This window comes from Gordonia abscondita, assembly GCF_032711245.1.
GTDB lineage: Bacteria > Actinomycetota > Actinomycetes > Mycobacteriales > Mycobacteriaceae > Gordonia.
This window is the reverse complement of record NZ_CP128986.1, coordinates 1,115,884-1,131,850: the sequence shown is the minus strand read 5'-3', so window position 1 is coordinate 1,131,850 and position 15,967 is coordinate 1,115,884. Positions and strand designations below refer to the sequence as shown.

Sequence of the window (15,967 nt, the reverse complement as noted above, 5' to 3'; positions counted from 1 at the left end):
CGTGGCGACGACAGTCAGACGGAACGCGTGTGGGATCTTCACGTTCGGAGCATAACTCGAACATGTTTCACATCTGACCGATCCGCGGTGCGCGGACGCGTGCTGCACGGGCTCAGCTCATGGCAACGAGGCCGACGCCGAGTGCGATCATGACGACCGCGATCGCCGAGTCGAGGATCCGCCACGCGCGGATCGACCTGAACATCGGAGCCGCCTTTCGTGCGCCGAACCCGAGAGCGATGAACCACACGAGGCTCGCAACGCACGCGCCGACTGTGAACGCCCACCGGGAGTCCGCATGACTGTTCGCGATGGATCCCAAGGTGAGGACCGTGTCCAGATACGTATGCGGGTTCAGCCAGGTCAGGGCGAGCGCGGTACCGAGTGCCGCCCACATTCCTCGGTTGCGTCCGGTGCCGTCGTCGCTCATCGACGACGCGGTCGGCCGCGACGCACGTCTCGCGGCCAATAGACCCAACACGACGAGATATGTTCCGCCGACAGCCTTTGCGACGGTGACGATCCCAGGATGAGCTGTGACCGCGGCACCCAGACCGACGGTGCCCGCGCTGATCAACGCGATGTCGGAGACGACGCACACTGCGATCACCGGCACGACGTGCGTGCCGCTGATGCCTTGGCGGAGCACGAACACGTTCTGCGGTCCGATGGCGATGATGAGCCCCGCGCCGGTGAGCAGTCCAGTGAGCGCGGTGAGCAGGAGAGTCGTGGTCACGTTCATCGACGGTAGGAACACCAGAGCGGTAAGTCTAGATAGTGATTCTGCATAAACATTAGAATTGGTAACTGTGATTCCCGACATGGATGTCTCCGCCGAGAGCCTGATGACCTTGACCGCTGTGCTGCGGGAAGGCACGTTCGAGGCCGCAGCCGCTTCGTTGCACGTCACGCCGTCCGCGGTGAGTCAGCGCATCAAAGCCCTTGAGCACTCGGTCGGCCGAATCCTGGTCCGGCGTGTCAAACCCGTGACGGCGACGCCCGACGGCGAGATCCTCGCGAGGCTCGGCGAACAGTGGTCCTTACTCGTTGCCGAAGCGCAGGGCGAGCTCACCGGGATCGCGCACGAACCGGACCTCGACCGGCGGAGACTGCCACGCGTGAGTATCCAGATCGCTTGTAACGCGGATTCGCTCGCCACCTGGTTCCTTCCAGTGATCGCCGAGTTCCACGACGCGCACCCGGTCGACATCGACCTGCACCGCGACGACGAGAGCGTGACGACCGCATTGCTTCGGGCCGGCGACGTCGTAGGCGTGGTCACCTCCGACCCGGTAGTGGTACGCGGCTGCGAGACCGTCGAACTCGGCTCGCTCCGCTACTTTCCGGTGGCGACGTCGGCGTTCATTGAGCACTGGCTGCCGGACGGGGCGCGTGCCCGGGACATGCGCTACGCGCCGATGGTGATGTTCGACCACAACGATCACCTCCAGCTGAAGGCGCTTAACCACCTGGTGTCCGAGCCGATCTCCCCGCCGGTCACCTACATCCCGGCGGCCGCCGAGTACCGTCGTGCGATTCAAGCCGGTATCGGCTGGGGTGCGGTGCCCGAGGTGGAGATCGCCGACACTCACATCGGGGCGGGCCTCGTCCCGCTCTCGCGTAAACCCCTCGACATCCCGTTGTACTGGCAGTACTGGAAACTGCGGTCTCCGCTGGTTACCGCGCTCACTGACATCGTGGTAGCGCATGCACGCGCGGAACTGGTCCCGCCGCGGCGAGGTACGCCGCCGGTGCCCGGCATCGCGCGCCGTTAGCGGCGATACGCGGTCTCGAACGCCTTCCGCGCGCCGGATCGGCTCGGCGACACTTCGTACGCGGCGAGCCCGACAGTCGACGGTGTGATGTCGAGCGTCATGAATCCGCGGTCCCGAAGATTCTCGTAGCGGGCACGGAAGCGTTTCGAGGACGTCTTGTTCACGGTCTTAGCGGCAGCACCCGAGACGATCTGACGAGTACCGCGCAGACCCGCGACGTTCTCGAGGACCTGCTGGCTGTGGTCGTGACCCGACATCAGGAACTGTGCGCGGCCCGCGACATGCCGTTCGAAGAACGTCTTCGCCGCACCTCCGCTCAGCGGGGCGGGCAGTCCGTCGTAGTCGCCCGCCGGGCCGTGCGGCCCGTTGTTCGCGTACGGGTGGTGGGTGCAGACGAACTTCCACGGGGCGGTCGACGCGGCGAGGGCTTTGTCGAGCCAACGAGCCTGCCGAGTCATATAGTGCCCGCCCGGCTCCCACTCCGGCGAGAGGAACGGCGGAATGTAGGCGGCCAACGGGTTCAGATCGAGGATGAAGAAGTCGGCGACTCCGAGTTCCACCGAGTAGTAGCGCGACGGCATGTACCAACGGCGCGACCGTGAGTGGTATTTCACCTCGTCGTCGCCGCGCAGTAGCCAGCCGCCGTCGCCAGGGAAGATCGCCGTGTTGTCGTGATTGCCGAGTGCCATCAGCCACGGGAAGTCGAGGCCCGCGTTCGGGTTTTCGAACTTGGTTCGGAACTGCCGATCGTCCGGGCCGTCCGGTCCGGCCTCATAGATGTTGTCGCCGAGGCCGACGGCGATGTCGAACGGGTCGGCGGCGTGCAGTCTCCGGGCCTCGTCGGCCACCGCGTACTGCGGCTTCTCGCCGGTGCCGGCGTCCCCGGTGACGAGCACGCGGAGTCGTTCGGCTTGGAATCGAAGTGGAAACCGTTGTGCGGCGACAGCATCGGGCGACAGTGCGCCAGACGCGCCGATGACGGCAGCGGTACCGGCGACGGTGGCGGCTCCGGCGAGGAACGTACGACGATCCGGACCGACCGAATCTGGGCTGTTCTCGATCATGCGATCGATACTGGCATGAGCGGGTGAACGGCGGGTGACTACGAGGTCGACAGATTGGTCCCGCACGTTCTCTCGCGCGTTCCCGTCCGGTCATCGCTGTGTGGAACCGTCAGCGCGGTGTCCCAGTCAATAGCCTCGTCCGTGTTCACCCGCCGCAGCTTCATCGGAGCCGCGGGCGCCGGAGCGATAGTCGTCGGGCTGCCCTCCGCCGCGGGCCCGGCCGACGCCTCCCCGTCGTCCGCGTTCCGCCACGGGGTCGCCTCGGGGGATCCGTTGCCCGATCGGGTCATCTTGTGGACCCGAGTCACGCCGAGCGCGGACGCGACTCCGGGGTCGCGCCGAGGCGGCTCATCGTCCATCACCTGGGAGATCTCCGGCAGCCCGAACTTCAACCGGATCGTCGCCTCAGGATCCGTCGTCACTGACGCTTCCCGCGACCACACCGCCAAGGTTGATGCGGCGGGCCTGCGTCCGGCGACCACCTATTGGTATCGCTTCCGTGTCACGGGCGGATCGGCGGTCGGCTCGGTGTCGCCGATCGGTCGGACCAAGACCGCGCCCGCCGCGAGCGCAGATGTCGCGCGCGTCCGTTTCGGAGTGGTGAGCTGCTCGAATTGGGAAGCCGGCTACTTCAGCTCATACCGCTTCCTCGCCGACCGGACCGACCTCGACGCCGTCATCCACCTCGGTGACTACCTGTACGAGTACGGGCCCGGCGGGTACGCGGGGAAGGACGGCGTCGTCCGTCGGCACGAGCCGGCCAGGGACATAGTCTCGCTCGCCGACTACCGGATCCGCCACGGGCAGTACAAGACCGATCCGGACCTGCAAGCCGTGCATCGGCAGCATCCGTTCATCGCCACCTGGGACGACCACGAGGCCGCGAACGACCAGTGGTCGGGCGGCGCCGAGAACCACAAGCGGTCGCAGGGGCCGTGGGCGCAGCGCAAGGCGCACGCCGATCGTGCCTACTTCGAGTGGATGCCGGTGCGTCCGCAGGTCTCCTCCGACAACCGTCACATCTACCGGCGTCTCGCGTATGGCGATCTGCTGGAGCTGTCGATGCTCGATTTGCGCACCTACCGCGATATTTCGGCCGAGCGCTTCTCCCGCGAGTCTGACGACCCCGACCGCACCATCATGGGGCGCCGCCAGATGGAGTGGGTGAAGAACGGTATCGCTACGTCGGATGCGACGTGGCAGATCATCGGCAACTCGGTGATGATCTCGCCGCTGCTCATCCCGCCGCTCGACCCGGCACGCACTAAGGCGATCACCGATCTGGTCGGCATTCCGGAGAACGGCGTCCCGTTCAACGGCGACCAGTGGGACGGGTACGTCGCCGACCGTCAGCGGCTGCTCGACGCCGTCGACGCCGCCGGTAAGAAGAACGTCGTCTTCATCACCGGCGACATCCACATGTCGTGGGCCAACGACATCCCGCGAAAGGCCGCGGACTACCCGGGCGCGGGAACTGTCGCCACTGAGTTCGTCGTGACGTCGGTGACGTCGAACAACCTCGATGACATCGTGAAGGTACCCGAACACACCGTCGGCGGTGTGGCAGCCGCCGCCATCATGGCGACCAACCACCACACGCGCTGGGTCGACACCGACGAGCACGGCTACGGCGTCATGACCATCACGCCGTCGGCCGCTCGGATGGACTGGTACTTCGTCGACGACCTCACTGACCGTCGTACGGGGCAGCGGCATGCGCAGTCGTGGACGGTGAAAAACGGTTCGCGCCGGATGACGAAGTCCTGACCCGCCTGGTTCGACTTGGGCGAGTGACGCTGAAAGTCGATACCGTGGTGATATCACTTCGATAGTAGGGGAGCGTGATGGAACTACGTCAAGCCTGGCGGACGAACGGCTTCTTTGGATTGATCGGCGGGATCGTGGTGATCGCGATCTGCGCGGCCGCTGCCATCACATCGATCGCGATGCTGTCTGACGGAGGGTCGCCCGCATGGGTCGTTCTCGTCGTCGTCTCGATCATCGTCGGTGTCGTGGCGCTCCTCACGCTGACCGGACTGACCGTCGTCGGACCGAACGAGGCCAAGGTCGTCCAGTTCTTCGGGCGCTACATCGGGTCAGTCGCCGAGCCAGGGTTCTCGTTACTCGTGCCGCTCTCTGATAAGCAGTCGATCTCGTTGCGCGTGCGGAACTTCGAGACCCAGATGCTCAAAGTGAACGATGCCGACGGCAACCCGGTCGAGATCGCGGCCGTCGTCGTCTACCGGGTGGTCGACAGCTTTAAAGCCGCGTTCGCGGTCGACGACTACGAACAGTATGTCGCGACGCAGTCGGAGGCTGCGGTCCGGCATCTAGCGACGATCCATCCGTATGACGCCCACCAGGATGACCGCACGAGTCTGCGCGATGGCGCGACCGTCGCCGAGGAACTGACGGACGAACTGCGCGAGCGTACCGCGACCGCGGGCATTGAGGTCATCGAAGCGCGCATTACTCATCTCGCGTACGCGCCCGAGATCGCCCAGGCGATGCTGGTCCGGCAGCAGGCAGCTCAGGTCGTCGCCGCGCGTCAGCAGATCGTCGAAGGCGCGGTCGGCATGGTCGGCCTCGCGTTGGATCGTCTCGCCGAGCAGGGCGTCGTGGAACTCGACGAGGAGCGTCGGGCCAGCATGGTGTCGAATCTTCTCGTCGTCTTGTGCGGCGACCGAGCCACCCAGCCCGTGGTGAACGCTGGCTCGCTGTACGGATGACCGAGGTCGAACAATCCGCCAAGCGTGCACCGAAGAAGGTCCTACTGCGCTTGGATCCGGACGTGCACAGTGCGATCGCCAAGTGGGCCGCCGACGATCTGCGCAGCGTCAACGCGCAACTCGAGTACGCGCTGCGACTCGCGTTGAAACAGGTCGGTCGGAGTCCGAAGGGGTCAGCTGATCGACCGTCGGGTTAGACGGCCGTTATCTCACCGGGCGGGCGCAACTCGCGGGGGCTGCGACGAGGGAACACCAGGTGTCGGGCCTACTCGGGCGGTATGACGGTCCGACACCGTTGTCTGCGGTCACTTTCCGGTAGGCGGCGACGCCGTCGGTGGGGCGGCGGGTCAGTGTCGGGTCGGTCTTCACGTCGACCGTGTACAGACCGAAGCGGGACGCGTAGTTGCCCCACTCGTAGTTGTCGGTGAGCGTCCAGTAGTTGAAGCCGATGAGCGGCATGCCGTCGGCGCGGGCGCGCTGCACCCAGTAGACGAGGTCGCGCAGATGGTCGGCGCGCCGGTATCCGTCCGGGCGTGGCTTCCCATTCTCGGTGACCATTCCGGCTTCGACGACGTACAGCGGCTTGCCGGGGAAACGTTCGTGGAGGTCGCGTAGCGCATAGTAGACGCCGTCCGCGGCCATCGACGCGTCCCACATGCGGTCGATCAATGCGTTCGCCGCACTCGGATCGGTCAGTGCGACCGAGTAGTAGTAGTCGACGCCGACGAAGTCGAGCTTGTCGACGATCCGGTTCTCGACGGCGGTGTCCGCGAGCGGTTCGACCGTCGGCAGATAGGCAATATTCGACGACACCATCGCGTCCGGGTCGCGGCGATGGATACGGTCGTAGATCGTTCGGTGCACGCGCACCAACCGGTCGACCATCGTCGGTACCGCGTGCAGTGAGATCCCGCCGTGCTGCAGTTCCTTCTCCACGTAGACGGTCGGCTCGTTGATCGTGATCCACAGCGGGTGATACTTCGCGTAGCGGTCGACGATCATCGTGTTGTGTTTCAACCACGCCGCGGGCGTCCCGGACCACGCCCAACCGCCGTGGTCGGCGACCCACCCCGGATAGACCCAGTGATCGAGGGTGATCATCGGCCGCATCCCGGCATGGGCGATCGCCTGAATCAGGTCGTCGTAGTAGGCGAGCTCTCGCCGATCGATCACGCCGGGCCGCGGTTCCACGCGTGCCCACTCGATCCCGACCCGATACACCTTGACGCCGAGCCCCTTCGCGAGCGCGACGTCCTGCCGGTAACGGTGTCGGAAGTCCACCGACGAGCCGATCGCGTCGGTGGTCTTGCCCTGCCGGATGTAGCGCGTCCAATTGCTTTCGGGGGAATGTCCCTCGGACTGGAATCCGGACGAGGCGACGCCCCACAGGAAGTCGTCGGGGAGCGCACCACTTCGCGGACTCGCCGACGCGGCGGGTGCGAGGACCACCGTGACGACGAGCGAGAGGGCGGTAAGTACGGCGACGAGGCGATGTCCCATCCGGTCAGTATGGACGGATTCGCTGCGGGGTTTGCGGGGAATTGCGGCTTCATCTTGACTGCTTGACCTTCACACGGTGTCAACCTATGGAGTACGGGGCAGGAGGTGGTCGTCATGAACAGACCCCAGATGAATCGAATCCAGATGAGTCGAACCGAGACAGGTGCTCGACACGGCGTTGAGGCTCTGGCAGCGGCTCTCGCCAGCGAGAGGTCGGAGGCGAGGCTGCGTGCGGCGCTCGCCGCGGGCACTGATCCGGTACCCGAACTGCTCGACCGGTTGGTCGAGCGGTGTGGTGTGGAGCCGGACTTCTACGTGCGCGACACGTTGACCTGGGCGATCACCCGATTTCCGGCTGAACGTACCGTTCCCGCGGTGACGGCCGAGCTCGATTCGTCGGTCGCGCAGGCGCGAAGCCAGGCGTTGCACACGCTCTCGAAGATCGGCGACGGCTCGACGTGTGCCACGATCACGCGTGAACTGCTCACCGATGACGACGACGAGGTCTCGCGCAGCGCGTGGCGAGCCGCAGTGATCCTCGTTCCCGACGATGAACGGGCGGCATTGGCTGCCATACTGGCGACACAGTTCGGGCGAGGCGGTGGCGACATGTACCGCAGTCTCAGCCGGGCCATCGTCGAACTCGGAGAAGCTGCCGACGGGGCAGTCCGGCTTGCACAGCGGTCACCGGATCCACTGATTCGCGGCCACGCGGCCGCCACCGAGCGACTGGCGGCCGACCCTGAGTCGGCATTCGTGTTCGACGTCGAGCACGCGCGCCGCACTGCGGCTCTCGGAGAATGAGAATGAGGTGAACGATGCGGATTGGTGAGGTGGCGCGGCGTTCGGGCGTAAGCGCGCGGATGCTCCGGCATTACGAGTCACTCGGACTCGTCGTGCCCGGCGGACGTACTTCTGCCGGTTATCGCGAGTACGCGGCTGACGACATCGTCCGCATCTTCCATGTCGAAACTCTTCGTGCGCTGGGGCTTTCGTTGAGAGAAGCAAAGCAGGCGCTCGACGACCCGAGCTTCGCGCCCGACACGGTCGTCGCCGACCTCGCGGCGCGCACTGAGCGGCGGATCGCGCGTGAGCACGAACTCCTGGACCGTCTGCGCCGCGTCATGGAATCAGGTCCGGCCCGCTGGGAGCAGGTCCTCGACGTCGTTGCACTCTTGTCGGGGCTCGACTCCCACGATCCGTCGGGCCGTCAGCGGGCGGCGCTCGCCGGTGGGTCGGCGGGCGGTGATGTGTTGGCGCGTGCGGTGCTCGACGAGGCTGACTTGAATGTCGAGGGGGCGTTGCGGTGGGCGTTGTCGAGGTCGGACGGCGACGCGACGTCAGTCCTGGCGGAGGGGCTCGCGGACTCGGACGCCGAGGTTCGACGACGTGCCGTGCGCGCGTTGGTACAGACGCCAGGCGAGGGAGCATCGTCCGCGCTGCGGAGAGCGGTGTCGGACGACGACCGTGGTGTGCGGAGCGCCGCGGCGCTCGGGCTGGCCGAGCGAGGTGCGCCCGATGTCGCCCCCGCATTGGTCGCGATGGTGGTGGATGGGGTCTCCGACGTCGAGGCAGCCGACGCGTTGGCCGCGCTCGCCGGGGGCGATGACGACGGTGCCGTCGCCGACCTGCTGGCCGCTCGACTCGACGCCGATGCGCCAGTTCGACGCCGCATCGCGCAGGCTCTCGGCGAAGTCGGCGGTTCGGCCGCCGAGTCAGCTCTGCGGGGACTCCTCGATGATCCGGACGACAGTGTGTCAGTTGTCGCCCGGTATCTCCTCGGCACGGCCGGCTGAGGTGTGCTGACCTCGATCGACTTCGCTGTCAGGCAGGTGCGACGCCGCGTGCGATCAGCGCGATCACGCGCTCGTAGTTCGATTCCATGTCTGTGCCGGGCGGGGTGGGCGACGACAGTTCCAGGCTGGTCGCGCCATGGACGCACGACCAGATCTGCATCGCGAGCGCCGCGGGGTCGTCGTCGCGGATGATCCCGCCCACCTGGCCGTAGCGCACCACTTCCACGAGTGCGCTGAATGCTCCGCTCGCGGCGGCGTCATCCGGGTTGCGCATGCCGCCGAACATCAGGGAGTACAGCGTCGGATTGGCCAGAGCGAAGGCGCGGTAGGCGCGACCCGAAGCGAGCAGGCGTTCAGTCGGGTCACTGTCGGAGGCGGCGATGGCGCAACCGAATTCGGCGAAGCCGTCGGTGACCACGGCGTCGAGCAGCCCGTCTTTGCCGTCGAAGTGGTTGTAGACACCCATGGGTGCGACGTTCGCAGCCGAAGCGACGGCGCGGACGGTGAGTCCCGTCGGGCCCTCCTCCTCGAGGATCGTGCGACCGGCCGCGATGAGGGATGAACGTACTTGTGATGCCGGCGTGCGGCGTCCAGGGGCTGGGTCGGCGGGGGGCACGAGCCCTACCGTACTGGAACGTTGTTCTGCAAAGTTCTTGACTCTGATGTAGTACGGCGTTCTACTTGCGTGGAACACTGTTCTATTAATGGAGGATTTGATGAGGTCAAAATGGCTGGCCCTCGCCGCACTGTGCTTCGCAGAATTGCTGGTGATGGTCGACAACACGATCGTCAACGTCGCGCTTCCCACGATGAGCCGCGAGCTGGATGCGGGCATCTCGGGGCTGCAGTGGATCGTCGACGCCTACACTCTCGTGTTTGCCGGACTACTGCTCACCGGCGGGTACCTCGGCGACCGCTTCGGACACCGTCGAATGCTGCTCGCCGGCGTTGTCGGCTTCGTCGTCGTCTCGGTCGGCGCCGCGCTCGCCGGAACACTCGGTGAGCTGATCGCCGCCCGCGCCGGCCTCGGACTGTTCGCCGCACTGGTGTTCCCGGCGACCCTCGCGCTGATCGTCAGCATCTTCACCGACCCGAAGCAGCGGGCCGCTGCGGTCGGTGTGTGGGCGGCGACGTCGGGCATTGCGATCGCCATCGGTCCGGTACTCGGCGGGTGGCTGCTCGAACACTTCTCGTGGGCGTCCGTCTTCTGGGTCAACGTGCCGTTCGGAGTCGCCGCGTTCGCCGCGGTGGCCATCGTCGTCCCGGCTCGAAGGATGGTTGACGCGACGCCACTTCCGCGCATCGACGCCGTCGGCGTGGTCCTTTCGATCGTCGGCCTCGGTCTGCTCACGTACTCCGTCATTGAGGGACCGTCCGCAGGTTGGGGGTCGGTCCGGACTGTCGGTGGTCTGCTCGTCGCCGTCGCGGTCCTTGTCGCATTCGTCGCGCATCAGCGCCGCGTTGCTCACCCGATCTTCGACGTCCGCCTCTTCGCCAACCGTCGATTCGCGGGCGCCGCGGCCATGGTGGCGGTCGCCTTCTTCTCGCTGTTCGGGTTCATCTTCCTGATCACCCAGTACTTCCAAGCCGTCCAGGGGTATGCGCCTTTGCAAGCAGGCATCCGAACTCTTCCGTTCGCGATCGTCGTCGCCGCGCTGTCGCCCGGCGCGATGGCTGCCTCGCACCGTTTCGGCCCGCGGTCAGTGGCGGTCACCGGTGCGCTCCTCATGGCGTCGGGATTCGGGCTGGTGCAACTCGTCGATCAGCAGTCGACGTACTTCGGGCTGATCATCTGGTCGATGATGCTGATGGCCGCGGGCCTCGCGCTCATCTCTGGCCCGTGTACGCAGGTGATCATGGACGCCCTCACTCCCGAGCAGGCCGGAGCCGGCTCGGCCGTCAATGACACCACTCGAGAGATCGGCGGCACCCTCGGTGTCGCGGTCCTCGGATCGGTCCTGACCTCGGTGTACGCGTCTGACGTCGCGGACCGTCTCGCGTCGATCGGCGTGCCGGCACCGGTGAAGGAGGCCGCCGAGCAGTCAGTGATGGCCGGTGTCGAAGTATCGGCTCACGCACCCGCCGACGCCGGGAGCGCGATTCGCGACGTTGTCGCCTCCGTGTTCATCGACGGCCTCGCGCAGGCCACATGGGTGGCAGTCGGGGTCTCGCTGGTCTCAGCCGCGGTTGGTGGTTGGGCGCTGCGCGATCCGCGTCGAAACACCGAGCCCAAGCCGGCGGTCTCTGTTTCGGCCTCAGCGTGACGGGCTTCCCTGTCGAGGGGGTGTTGAACAATTTCTGCGCTCTGCCTGGTGGCCGCGTGGACAGCCCAAGAGCGCACCGCACCCCTGATACCTCCGACTTCGGTCGCCCTCACCCGCCAGACGCTGTCAGCCGAGTTGCGGTGCGGACGAATGCGGCGAGCTGACGGGACGAGTTGTTCGCAGGCCAGGCGACGATGGTGGTGATCTGCGGCGCGTCGACGACCGGCACCGAGACGTGTCCGGGCCACTGCCAGGCCCTGCTGGACGCTGGAATGACAAGCAAGCATCTGCCGAGGGCGACCAAGTGCGCGATTTCGGATTGAGTGCGAACCTCCGGGCCGGGACCGTTGGGGTACGCGCCGTCGAGTTGAGGCCAGCGGGCCATCGGCAGGTCGGGAACGTCGGATACCTCTGCGAGAGAAAGTTGAACACGACAGGCCAGAGGGTGGGCGGCCGGGAGAATGGCGACTTGCCCTTCGGTCAGCAAGTCCTCGGCGTCGAGTCGGGTCAGGTCGTCGACGGGCCGATGCATGAGCGCAACGTCGGCCGCACCCGTCCTCAGGAGGCCCGCTTGTTCGCCGACTTCGCACAGCATCACGTCAACGGGACCGATGTCGGGATCTCCGGCCGTCGCATCAAGAAGGCTCTGCAGCAGTTCATGGGAGGCTCCAGCCTTCGTCGCCAGCACGAGCGGACTTTTGGGGGCGGCGGCACGCTGGGTGCGGCGGGCCGCCGCCGTCATCGCATCTAGCGCCGCCCCGGCCTCACGGGTCAGCACCCGACCGGCTTCGGTGAGTCGGACCCCGCGCCGGTCGCGTTCGAACAGGCGCACGCCCAAGCGACTTTCAATCTGACGGATTGCGCGCGACAGCGGCGGCTGGGCGATACCGAGACGCTCTGCCGCACGTCCGAAGTGCAGTTCCTCGGCGACGGCGACGAAGTACCGCAGTTCTCGCACCTCTAAGTCGTCCATGAGACCACCCTATTCGGTGATACCTCCTGGGTATCACAGCGGATCGAATTGGTCTTGGACGATGTCCGACTCCGCGACGACTATGGAGACCATGAGTGACATGAAGACGGCGCTGGTGACCGGCGCCAACAAGGGAATAGGTTTCGCCATCGCGCACAGGCTGGGGGATGCCGGGTTCCGCATCGGTGTGGGAGCGCGCGACGACCAGCGGCGTGAGGCGGCCGTCGAGAAGCTGCGATCCGCCGGAGTGGACGCGTTCGGAGTCGCGCTCGATGTCACTTCGGACGACAGCACGACGGAGGCCGCGCGATTCCTCGAGGCCGAGGCAGGCGGCCTGGACGTACTCGTGAACAACGCCGGTATCGGCGGAAGCGCCGACGACGGAGCGCAAGACCCGACGACTCTCGATCTCAACGTATTGCGCACCGTTTTGGAGACCAATGTGTACGGCGTCGTGCGGGTCACGAACGCGATGCTCCCGCTGCTGGGCCGATCGGCGTCGCCGCGGATCGTGAACATGTCCAGCAGCATGGGTTCGCTCGCCCTGCAGACTGGGCCGCAGATGGCCGCCTACGCGCCGTCCAAAACAATGCTCAATAGCATCACCGCCCAGTATGCGCGCAGGTTTGTCGATACCGGCATCATCATCAACGCAGCTTGCCCCGGTCTTGTCGCTACCGACTTCACTGGCCACGCGGGAGATCGCGGACCCGAAGACGGCGCGGCCATCGCGCTTCGGCTAGCCCTGCTTCCTGACGACGGTCCCCGCGGCGGCTTCTACGACGAAGACGGCGCGGTCCCTTGGTGATCATGCCGAGGGGTTCAAACTCGAATGCCGGTGGACACCAAACCGTGATCTGCAGTCATCGGTACGCCGCAGACCGGCCATTCGGGTATCTCTGCAGGTACGCACGTGCGATGACACCAGCGAATTGACCTGCTGATTTACCGCTGCTACTCGTGGGCGTCGCCGCTTTCACGTTGGCAGCGAGTTTGCTAGCAGGGCCCGCCGAGGCTCGCACCCACCACACTCGCGAGGACGTGGACATCACGCTGACCGCGTCCAAACTCAAAGCGAAGAAGATCCCCGCACTGGATTCCTCGCCGTTCTCCGGCGACGCGTTGTTGTCCTCGGACGTGCACGCCGGACTCAAAGGTATCGATGGGAAGGTCGTGCGGGCCACGGTCGAGGTCGGCTACAAGATCGGCTACCCGGTTTCGGTCGCACCGAACGGCGTGAAGGTCACCGCGCACACGCCCGAACTCAAACTGACCGCCGGAGTGAACGCCAAGATCGCTCCGGAAGTCACGATCTCCGGTTCCGGTGGGGGCGGCAAGATCGGTGAGATCGGCGGCGAACTCGGTGCCGAAGCTACCGTGATCCCTGCTGTAGACCTGCAGTTCGAGGTCGGCGCGGGCAAGATCACCACCGTCACCCTCGCCGACATCGCACTCACCCAGCCCGTTGCCGACATGGTGTTGTCCGGCGTCGAACTGAATGTGTCCAACGCATTCGGACCGATCTCCGTTCGACCGTTCGCCAAGATCTCCGTCACGACCGACACGGGCGTCTACGTCTACTACGACCACGGCCCCACCAGCCGCATCTAAAGGACGGGGGCACAGATGCACACCACCACCCAGCAATCGATCCGGCCAGACCGTGGCACTCTATCGGGCATGCTCGGCGCGCTAGCGGCGATGATCATGGTCCTGGCACTCGCCGCGTCGCTAGCCCCCTCGGCATCGGCCGAAACGCCAGCCGAACGGTGTAGACGAGAAACCAGCGCCTACAACTCGGCATGGGACGCGATCGGCAAGAAGCCGCCGGTGCCCTACAAGTGCGGCGGCAACAACGAACCGCCACCCACGCTGTCACCAATAACACCAGAAGAAGCACCCGACGAGACCGTCGAACCCAGCCAGGAAGCACCGAAAGAGGAGGATTCGGGCGGCCCGAGCATGAACCCCCCCACCGAACGACGCGAACTCGAACACCCAGATTCGGGACAGAAGCCAATTGAGGACGCATCGAATCCCGGTCCCGTCCAGCACGAGGACGGCACCTCGCACTGCGACCTCCCGCGTCGAGAATCGCGATCCGATCAGAGATGCAATCTCTAACAGTAAGCACTATGCATCAGGCTATTACGAACAGAACTGCAACGACTCTTCAGGTGGCGCAAAGCTAGTCGAGGGCGAATATGAGAGCGCCTTCTCTTCTGTCCGAAAAGGGTACTGCGTACTGGACATAAGTGACGAGATCGTCCCCGACAGGGACGGCTTAAAAGGCGGTTGCGAAATCACCTCTCCTAGTCAAGGATGTACGGCAGGATTCAGTGAAACCGTATCCACATCATGGACAGGCGGTGCAGGTATTACTAAGATTGTCCAGGCATCTCTCTCCTACACTATTCAGGAGTCTCGGATGGTCACTAGCTCATGCACCTTTCAACCCGGAGCGCCTGCCGGAACTCGGCATGACGTATACCCGATGGTGCGTAAGCGGATCTGGCTAGTATGGGACGCCAAAAACAAGCGGCAGCCCGGAGAATGGGATGGAGTAACGACGGTAGTATCAAAGGAGCCCACTGGCCAGGTTCTGTGCCAAACGAACGGAGATTCCAGGTGAGAAAGATCTTATCGCTATCCGCGGCACTGGCTATCAGCGCTACTCTAATTTGTGGATGTTCTGACACGGAGGAAGCACCTCCAGACACGTCGCCGTCATCGACGCAGGAGAGTTTCAAGGCTTCGTCTCTAGAAGGCAAGACAGTTGGCGAGCTAGAACGCAACCTCTGGAGCGACGGCCGCAGCGCGAGAGTAACATCGTTCTCCACGAATTCTGTGACAGACATCATTCTTGGTAAATCCCGTGAGATAGGCACTGAAGCTGTCGACAAATCCTTCATCGTGGCGGCGGTGTTGTTTTGTGAGCCAGATCAGGCATTTGTTTATGCAGTGGACGCGACAAAGACGAATAACAAGATCACGTCGCCGGGCTTTGAATCTTGGAAGGACAAGCAAATTAAATCGCCTATATGTAATGGGGAGACGCCTTCCACTAATGTTTCCGTAGAGTAGCCTTCCTCTTGACTGGCCGCAGTCGGGACAGGGCCTCTTACGAGGTCGGTGGCGGGGCGCGACAGAAATACCATCTCGCGCTTCTCGGTGCGCGAGATCCGCTGGCCGTCGCACGGATTCCGTCCGATCTTCCCCGCCACCGCAGCGGCCTTCAACGCACCGGACAGGAAAGCGTGTTTGTTCTGGATCGTCTTACCTGACGGTCTTGGGTCTGCCGACTTCATCTCGATCAGCCACCGAGACACTGTAGCCGCGGTAATTGCCGACAGGGGGAGTCGTCCGAGCGTCGCGAGGTCAGCATCCCGGTACCGCCTGTAGGAGCGGCGGGTGCCTTCGATGATGCCGGGAAGACTGTCGATGTGCTCGGTCAGCCACTCGTGCAGCGTGAGTTCGCCGCTATCGGTGACGCCGAGGATCGACAGTGCTTCGGTCGGGCCGAGCCTGTCGACGTTGGCGCGGAACCGCTCAGGGACTTGATGTCGACAAACGTCGCGCTGCGCTGCTTCTCATCCTGGCGCCACAGCACCATGTGGGAGACGGTCCTGTCCCGTTTGGTGTGAGATCTGATCGAAGCCATCAGTTGTTGACTTCGCGCGAGGTCATCGAACCCCGTACGACCTGCGGCCCTGGGGTGTCGGTGGGGACACGGAATGTTGACATGAGCCGATGTGTCGCACGTTAACGGTCTCTGACCTGCATATTGTGGAGCCGATGACGGGAATCGAACCCGCACTCTCAGCTTGGGAAGAGTGCAGGCCGTACCGGTGAACGCGCAGGTAGAT

15 protein-coding genes are annotated in these 15,967 nt (G+C 64.9%); 10 read left to right on the top strand and 5 right to left on the bottom strand.

Features of this window, described 5'->3' with window-relative positions:
* Window positions 1-112 precede the first annotated feature (112 nt).
* Window positions 113-742 (bottom strand): LysE/ArgO family amino acid transporter, encoded by a 630-nt coding sequence (locus tag MP11Mi_RS05310; RefSeq protein ID WP_420042017.1) that lies wholly within the window; start codon window positions 740-742, stop codon window positions 113-115.
* Between the two features lie 79 nt (window positions 743-821).
* Between MP11Mi_RS05310 and MP11Mi_RS05305 the strand changes: the two genes are divergently transcribed.
* Window positions 822-1,775 carry an ArgP/LysG family DNA-binding transcriptional regulator gene (locus MP11Mi_RS05305; RefSeq protein ID WP_420042016.1) on the top strand — a complete coding sequence of 318 codons (954 nt, stop codon included), beginning with the start codon at window positions 822-824 and terminating at the stop codon, window positions 1,773-1,775.
* Here MP11Mi_RS05305 and MP11Mi_RS05300 read toward each other — a convergent pair.
* Window positions 1,772-2,839 (bottom strand): metallophosphoesterase, encoded by a 1,068-nt coding sequence (locus MP11Mi_RS05300; protein WP_420041253.1) that lies wholly within the window; start codon window positions 2,837-2,839, stop codon window positions 1,772-1,774. The genes MP11Mi_RS05305 and MP11Mi_RS05300 overlap by 4 nt on opposite strands.
* A gap of 117 nt (window positions 2,840-2,956) precedes the next feature.
* Between MP11Mi_RS05300 and MP11Mi_RS05295 the strand changes: the two genes are divergently transcribed.
* The 3 genes from MP11Mi_RS05295 to MP11Mi_RS05285 all read left to right on the top strand — a co-directional run bounded on the left by MP11Mi_RS05295 (window position 2,957) and on the right by MP11Mi_RS05285 (window position 5,765).
* Window positions 2,957-4,606, top strand: a complete 1,650-nt coding sequence (locus tag MP11Mi_RS05295; protein ID WP_420041252.1) for an alkaline phosphatase D family protein — start codon at window positions 2,957-2,959, stop codon at window positions 4,604-4,606.
* Between the two features lie 77 nt (window positions 4,607-4,683).
* Window positions 4,684-5,568 carry an SPFH domain-containing protein gene (locus MP11Mi_RS05290; protein WP_420041251.1) on the top strand — a complete coding sequence of 295 codons (885 nt, stop codon included), beginning with the start codon at window positions 4,684-4,686 and terminating at the stop codon, window positions 5,566-5,568.
* Window positions 5,565-5,765 (top strand): type II toxin-antitoxin system antitoxin, encoded by a 201-nt coding sequence (locus MP11Mi_RS05285; RefSeq protein WP_420041250.1) that lies wholly within the window; start codon window positions 5,565-5,567, stop codon window positions 5,763-5,765. Before MP11Mi_RS05290 ends, MP11Mi_RS05285 begins: the two co-directional genes overlap by 4 nt.
* A 7-nt stretch (window positions 5,766-5,772) precedes the next feature.
* Here MP11Mi_RS05285 and MP11Mi_RS05280 read toward each other — a convergent pair whose 3' ends face one another.
* Window positions 5,773-7,068 (bottom strand): family 1 glycosylhydrolase, encoded by a 1,296-nt coding sequence (locus MP11Mi_RS05280; RefSeq protein ID WP_420041249.1) that lies wholly within the window; start codon window positions 7,066-7,068, stop codon window positions 5,773-5,775.
* A 144-nt stretch (window positions 7,069-7,212) separates the two neighbouring features.
* Here MP11Mi_RS05280 and MP11Mi_RS05275 point away from each other — a divergent pair, with 144 nt between their 5' ends.
* Both MP11Mi_RS05275 and MP11Mi_RS05270 read left to right on the top strand, forming a co-directional pair.
* Window positions 7,213-7,872 (top strand): HEAT repeat domain-containing protein, encoded by a 660-nt coding sequence (locus MP11Mi_RS05275; protein WP_420042015.1) that lies wholly within the window; start codon window positions 7,213-7,215, stop codon window positions 7,870-7,872.
* Between the two features lie 14 nt (window positions 7,873-7,886).
* The gene (locus tag MP11Mi_RS05270) at window positions 7,887-8,864 is read left to right on the top strand and encodes a HEAT repeat domain-containing protein (RefSeq protein WP_420041248.1); all 978 of its coding nucleotides are present in this window, start codon (window positions 7,887-7,889) and stop codon (window positions 8,862-8,864) included.
* Between the two features lie 28 nt (window positions 8,865-8,892).
* Here MP11Mi_RS05270 and MP11Mi_RS05265 read toward each other — a convergent pair whose 3' ends face one another.
* Window positions 8,893-9,480, bottom strand: coding sequence for a TetR/AcrR family transcriptional regulator (locus MP11Mi_RS05265; RefSeq protein WP_420041247.1), 588 nt, complete (start codon window positions 9,478-9,480; stop codon window positions 8,893-8,895).
* Between the two features lie 100 nt (window positions 9,481-9,580).
* On the opposite strand from MP11Mi_RS05265, the gene MP11Mi_RS05260 reads away from it, so the two are divergent.
* Entirely contained in the window at window positions 9,581-11,128 is a 1,548-nt protein-coding gene (locus MP11Mi_RS05260) for an MFS transporter (protein WP_420041246.1), read from the top strand.
* Between the two features lie 109 nt (window positions 11,129-11,237).
* Here MP11Mi_RS05260 and MP11Mi_RS05255 read toward each other — a convergent pair whose 3' ends face one another.
* Window positions 11,238-12,101, bottom strand: a complete 864-nt coding sequence (locus MP11Mi_RS05255) for a LysR family transcriptional regulator (protein ID WP_420041245.1) — start codon at window positions 12,099-12,101, stop codon at window positions 11,238-11,240.
* 91 nt (window positions 12,102-12,192) lie between these two features.
* Here MP11Mi_RS05255 and MP11Mi_RS05250 point away from each other — a divergent pair, with 91 nt between their 5' ends.
* The 3 genes from MP11Mi_RS05250 (at window position 12,193) to MP11Mi_RS05240 (ending at window position 15,185) form a co-directional block, all read left to right on the top strand.
* Window positions 12,193-12,909 carry an SDR family oxidoreductase gene (locus MP11Mi_RS05250; RefSeq protein WP_420041244.1) on the top strand — a complete coding sequence of 239 codons (717 nt, stop codon included), beginning with the start codon at window positions 12,193-12,195 and terminating at the stop codon, window positions 12,907-12,909.
* Window positions 12,910-13,142: 233 nt separating this feature from the next.
* Window positions 13,143-13,712: an MspA family porin gene (locus MP11Mi_RS05245; protein ID WP_420041243.1), complete on the top strand. Its 570-nt coding sequence runs from the start codon at window positions 13,143-13,145 to the stop codon at window positions 13,710-13,712.
* Window positions 13,713-14,729: 1,017 nt separating this feature from the next.
* On the top strand, window positions 14,730-15,185 hold the full coding sequence (locus MP11Mi_RS05240; RefSeq protein WP_420041242.1) for a hypothetical protein: 456 nt from the start codon (window positions 14,730-14,732) through the stop codon (window positions 15,183-15,185).
* Window positions 15,186-15,967 lie beyond the last annotated feature (782 nt).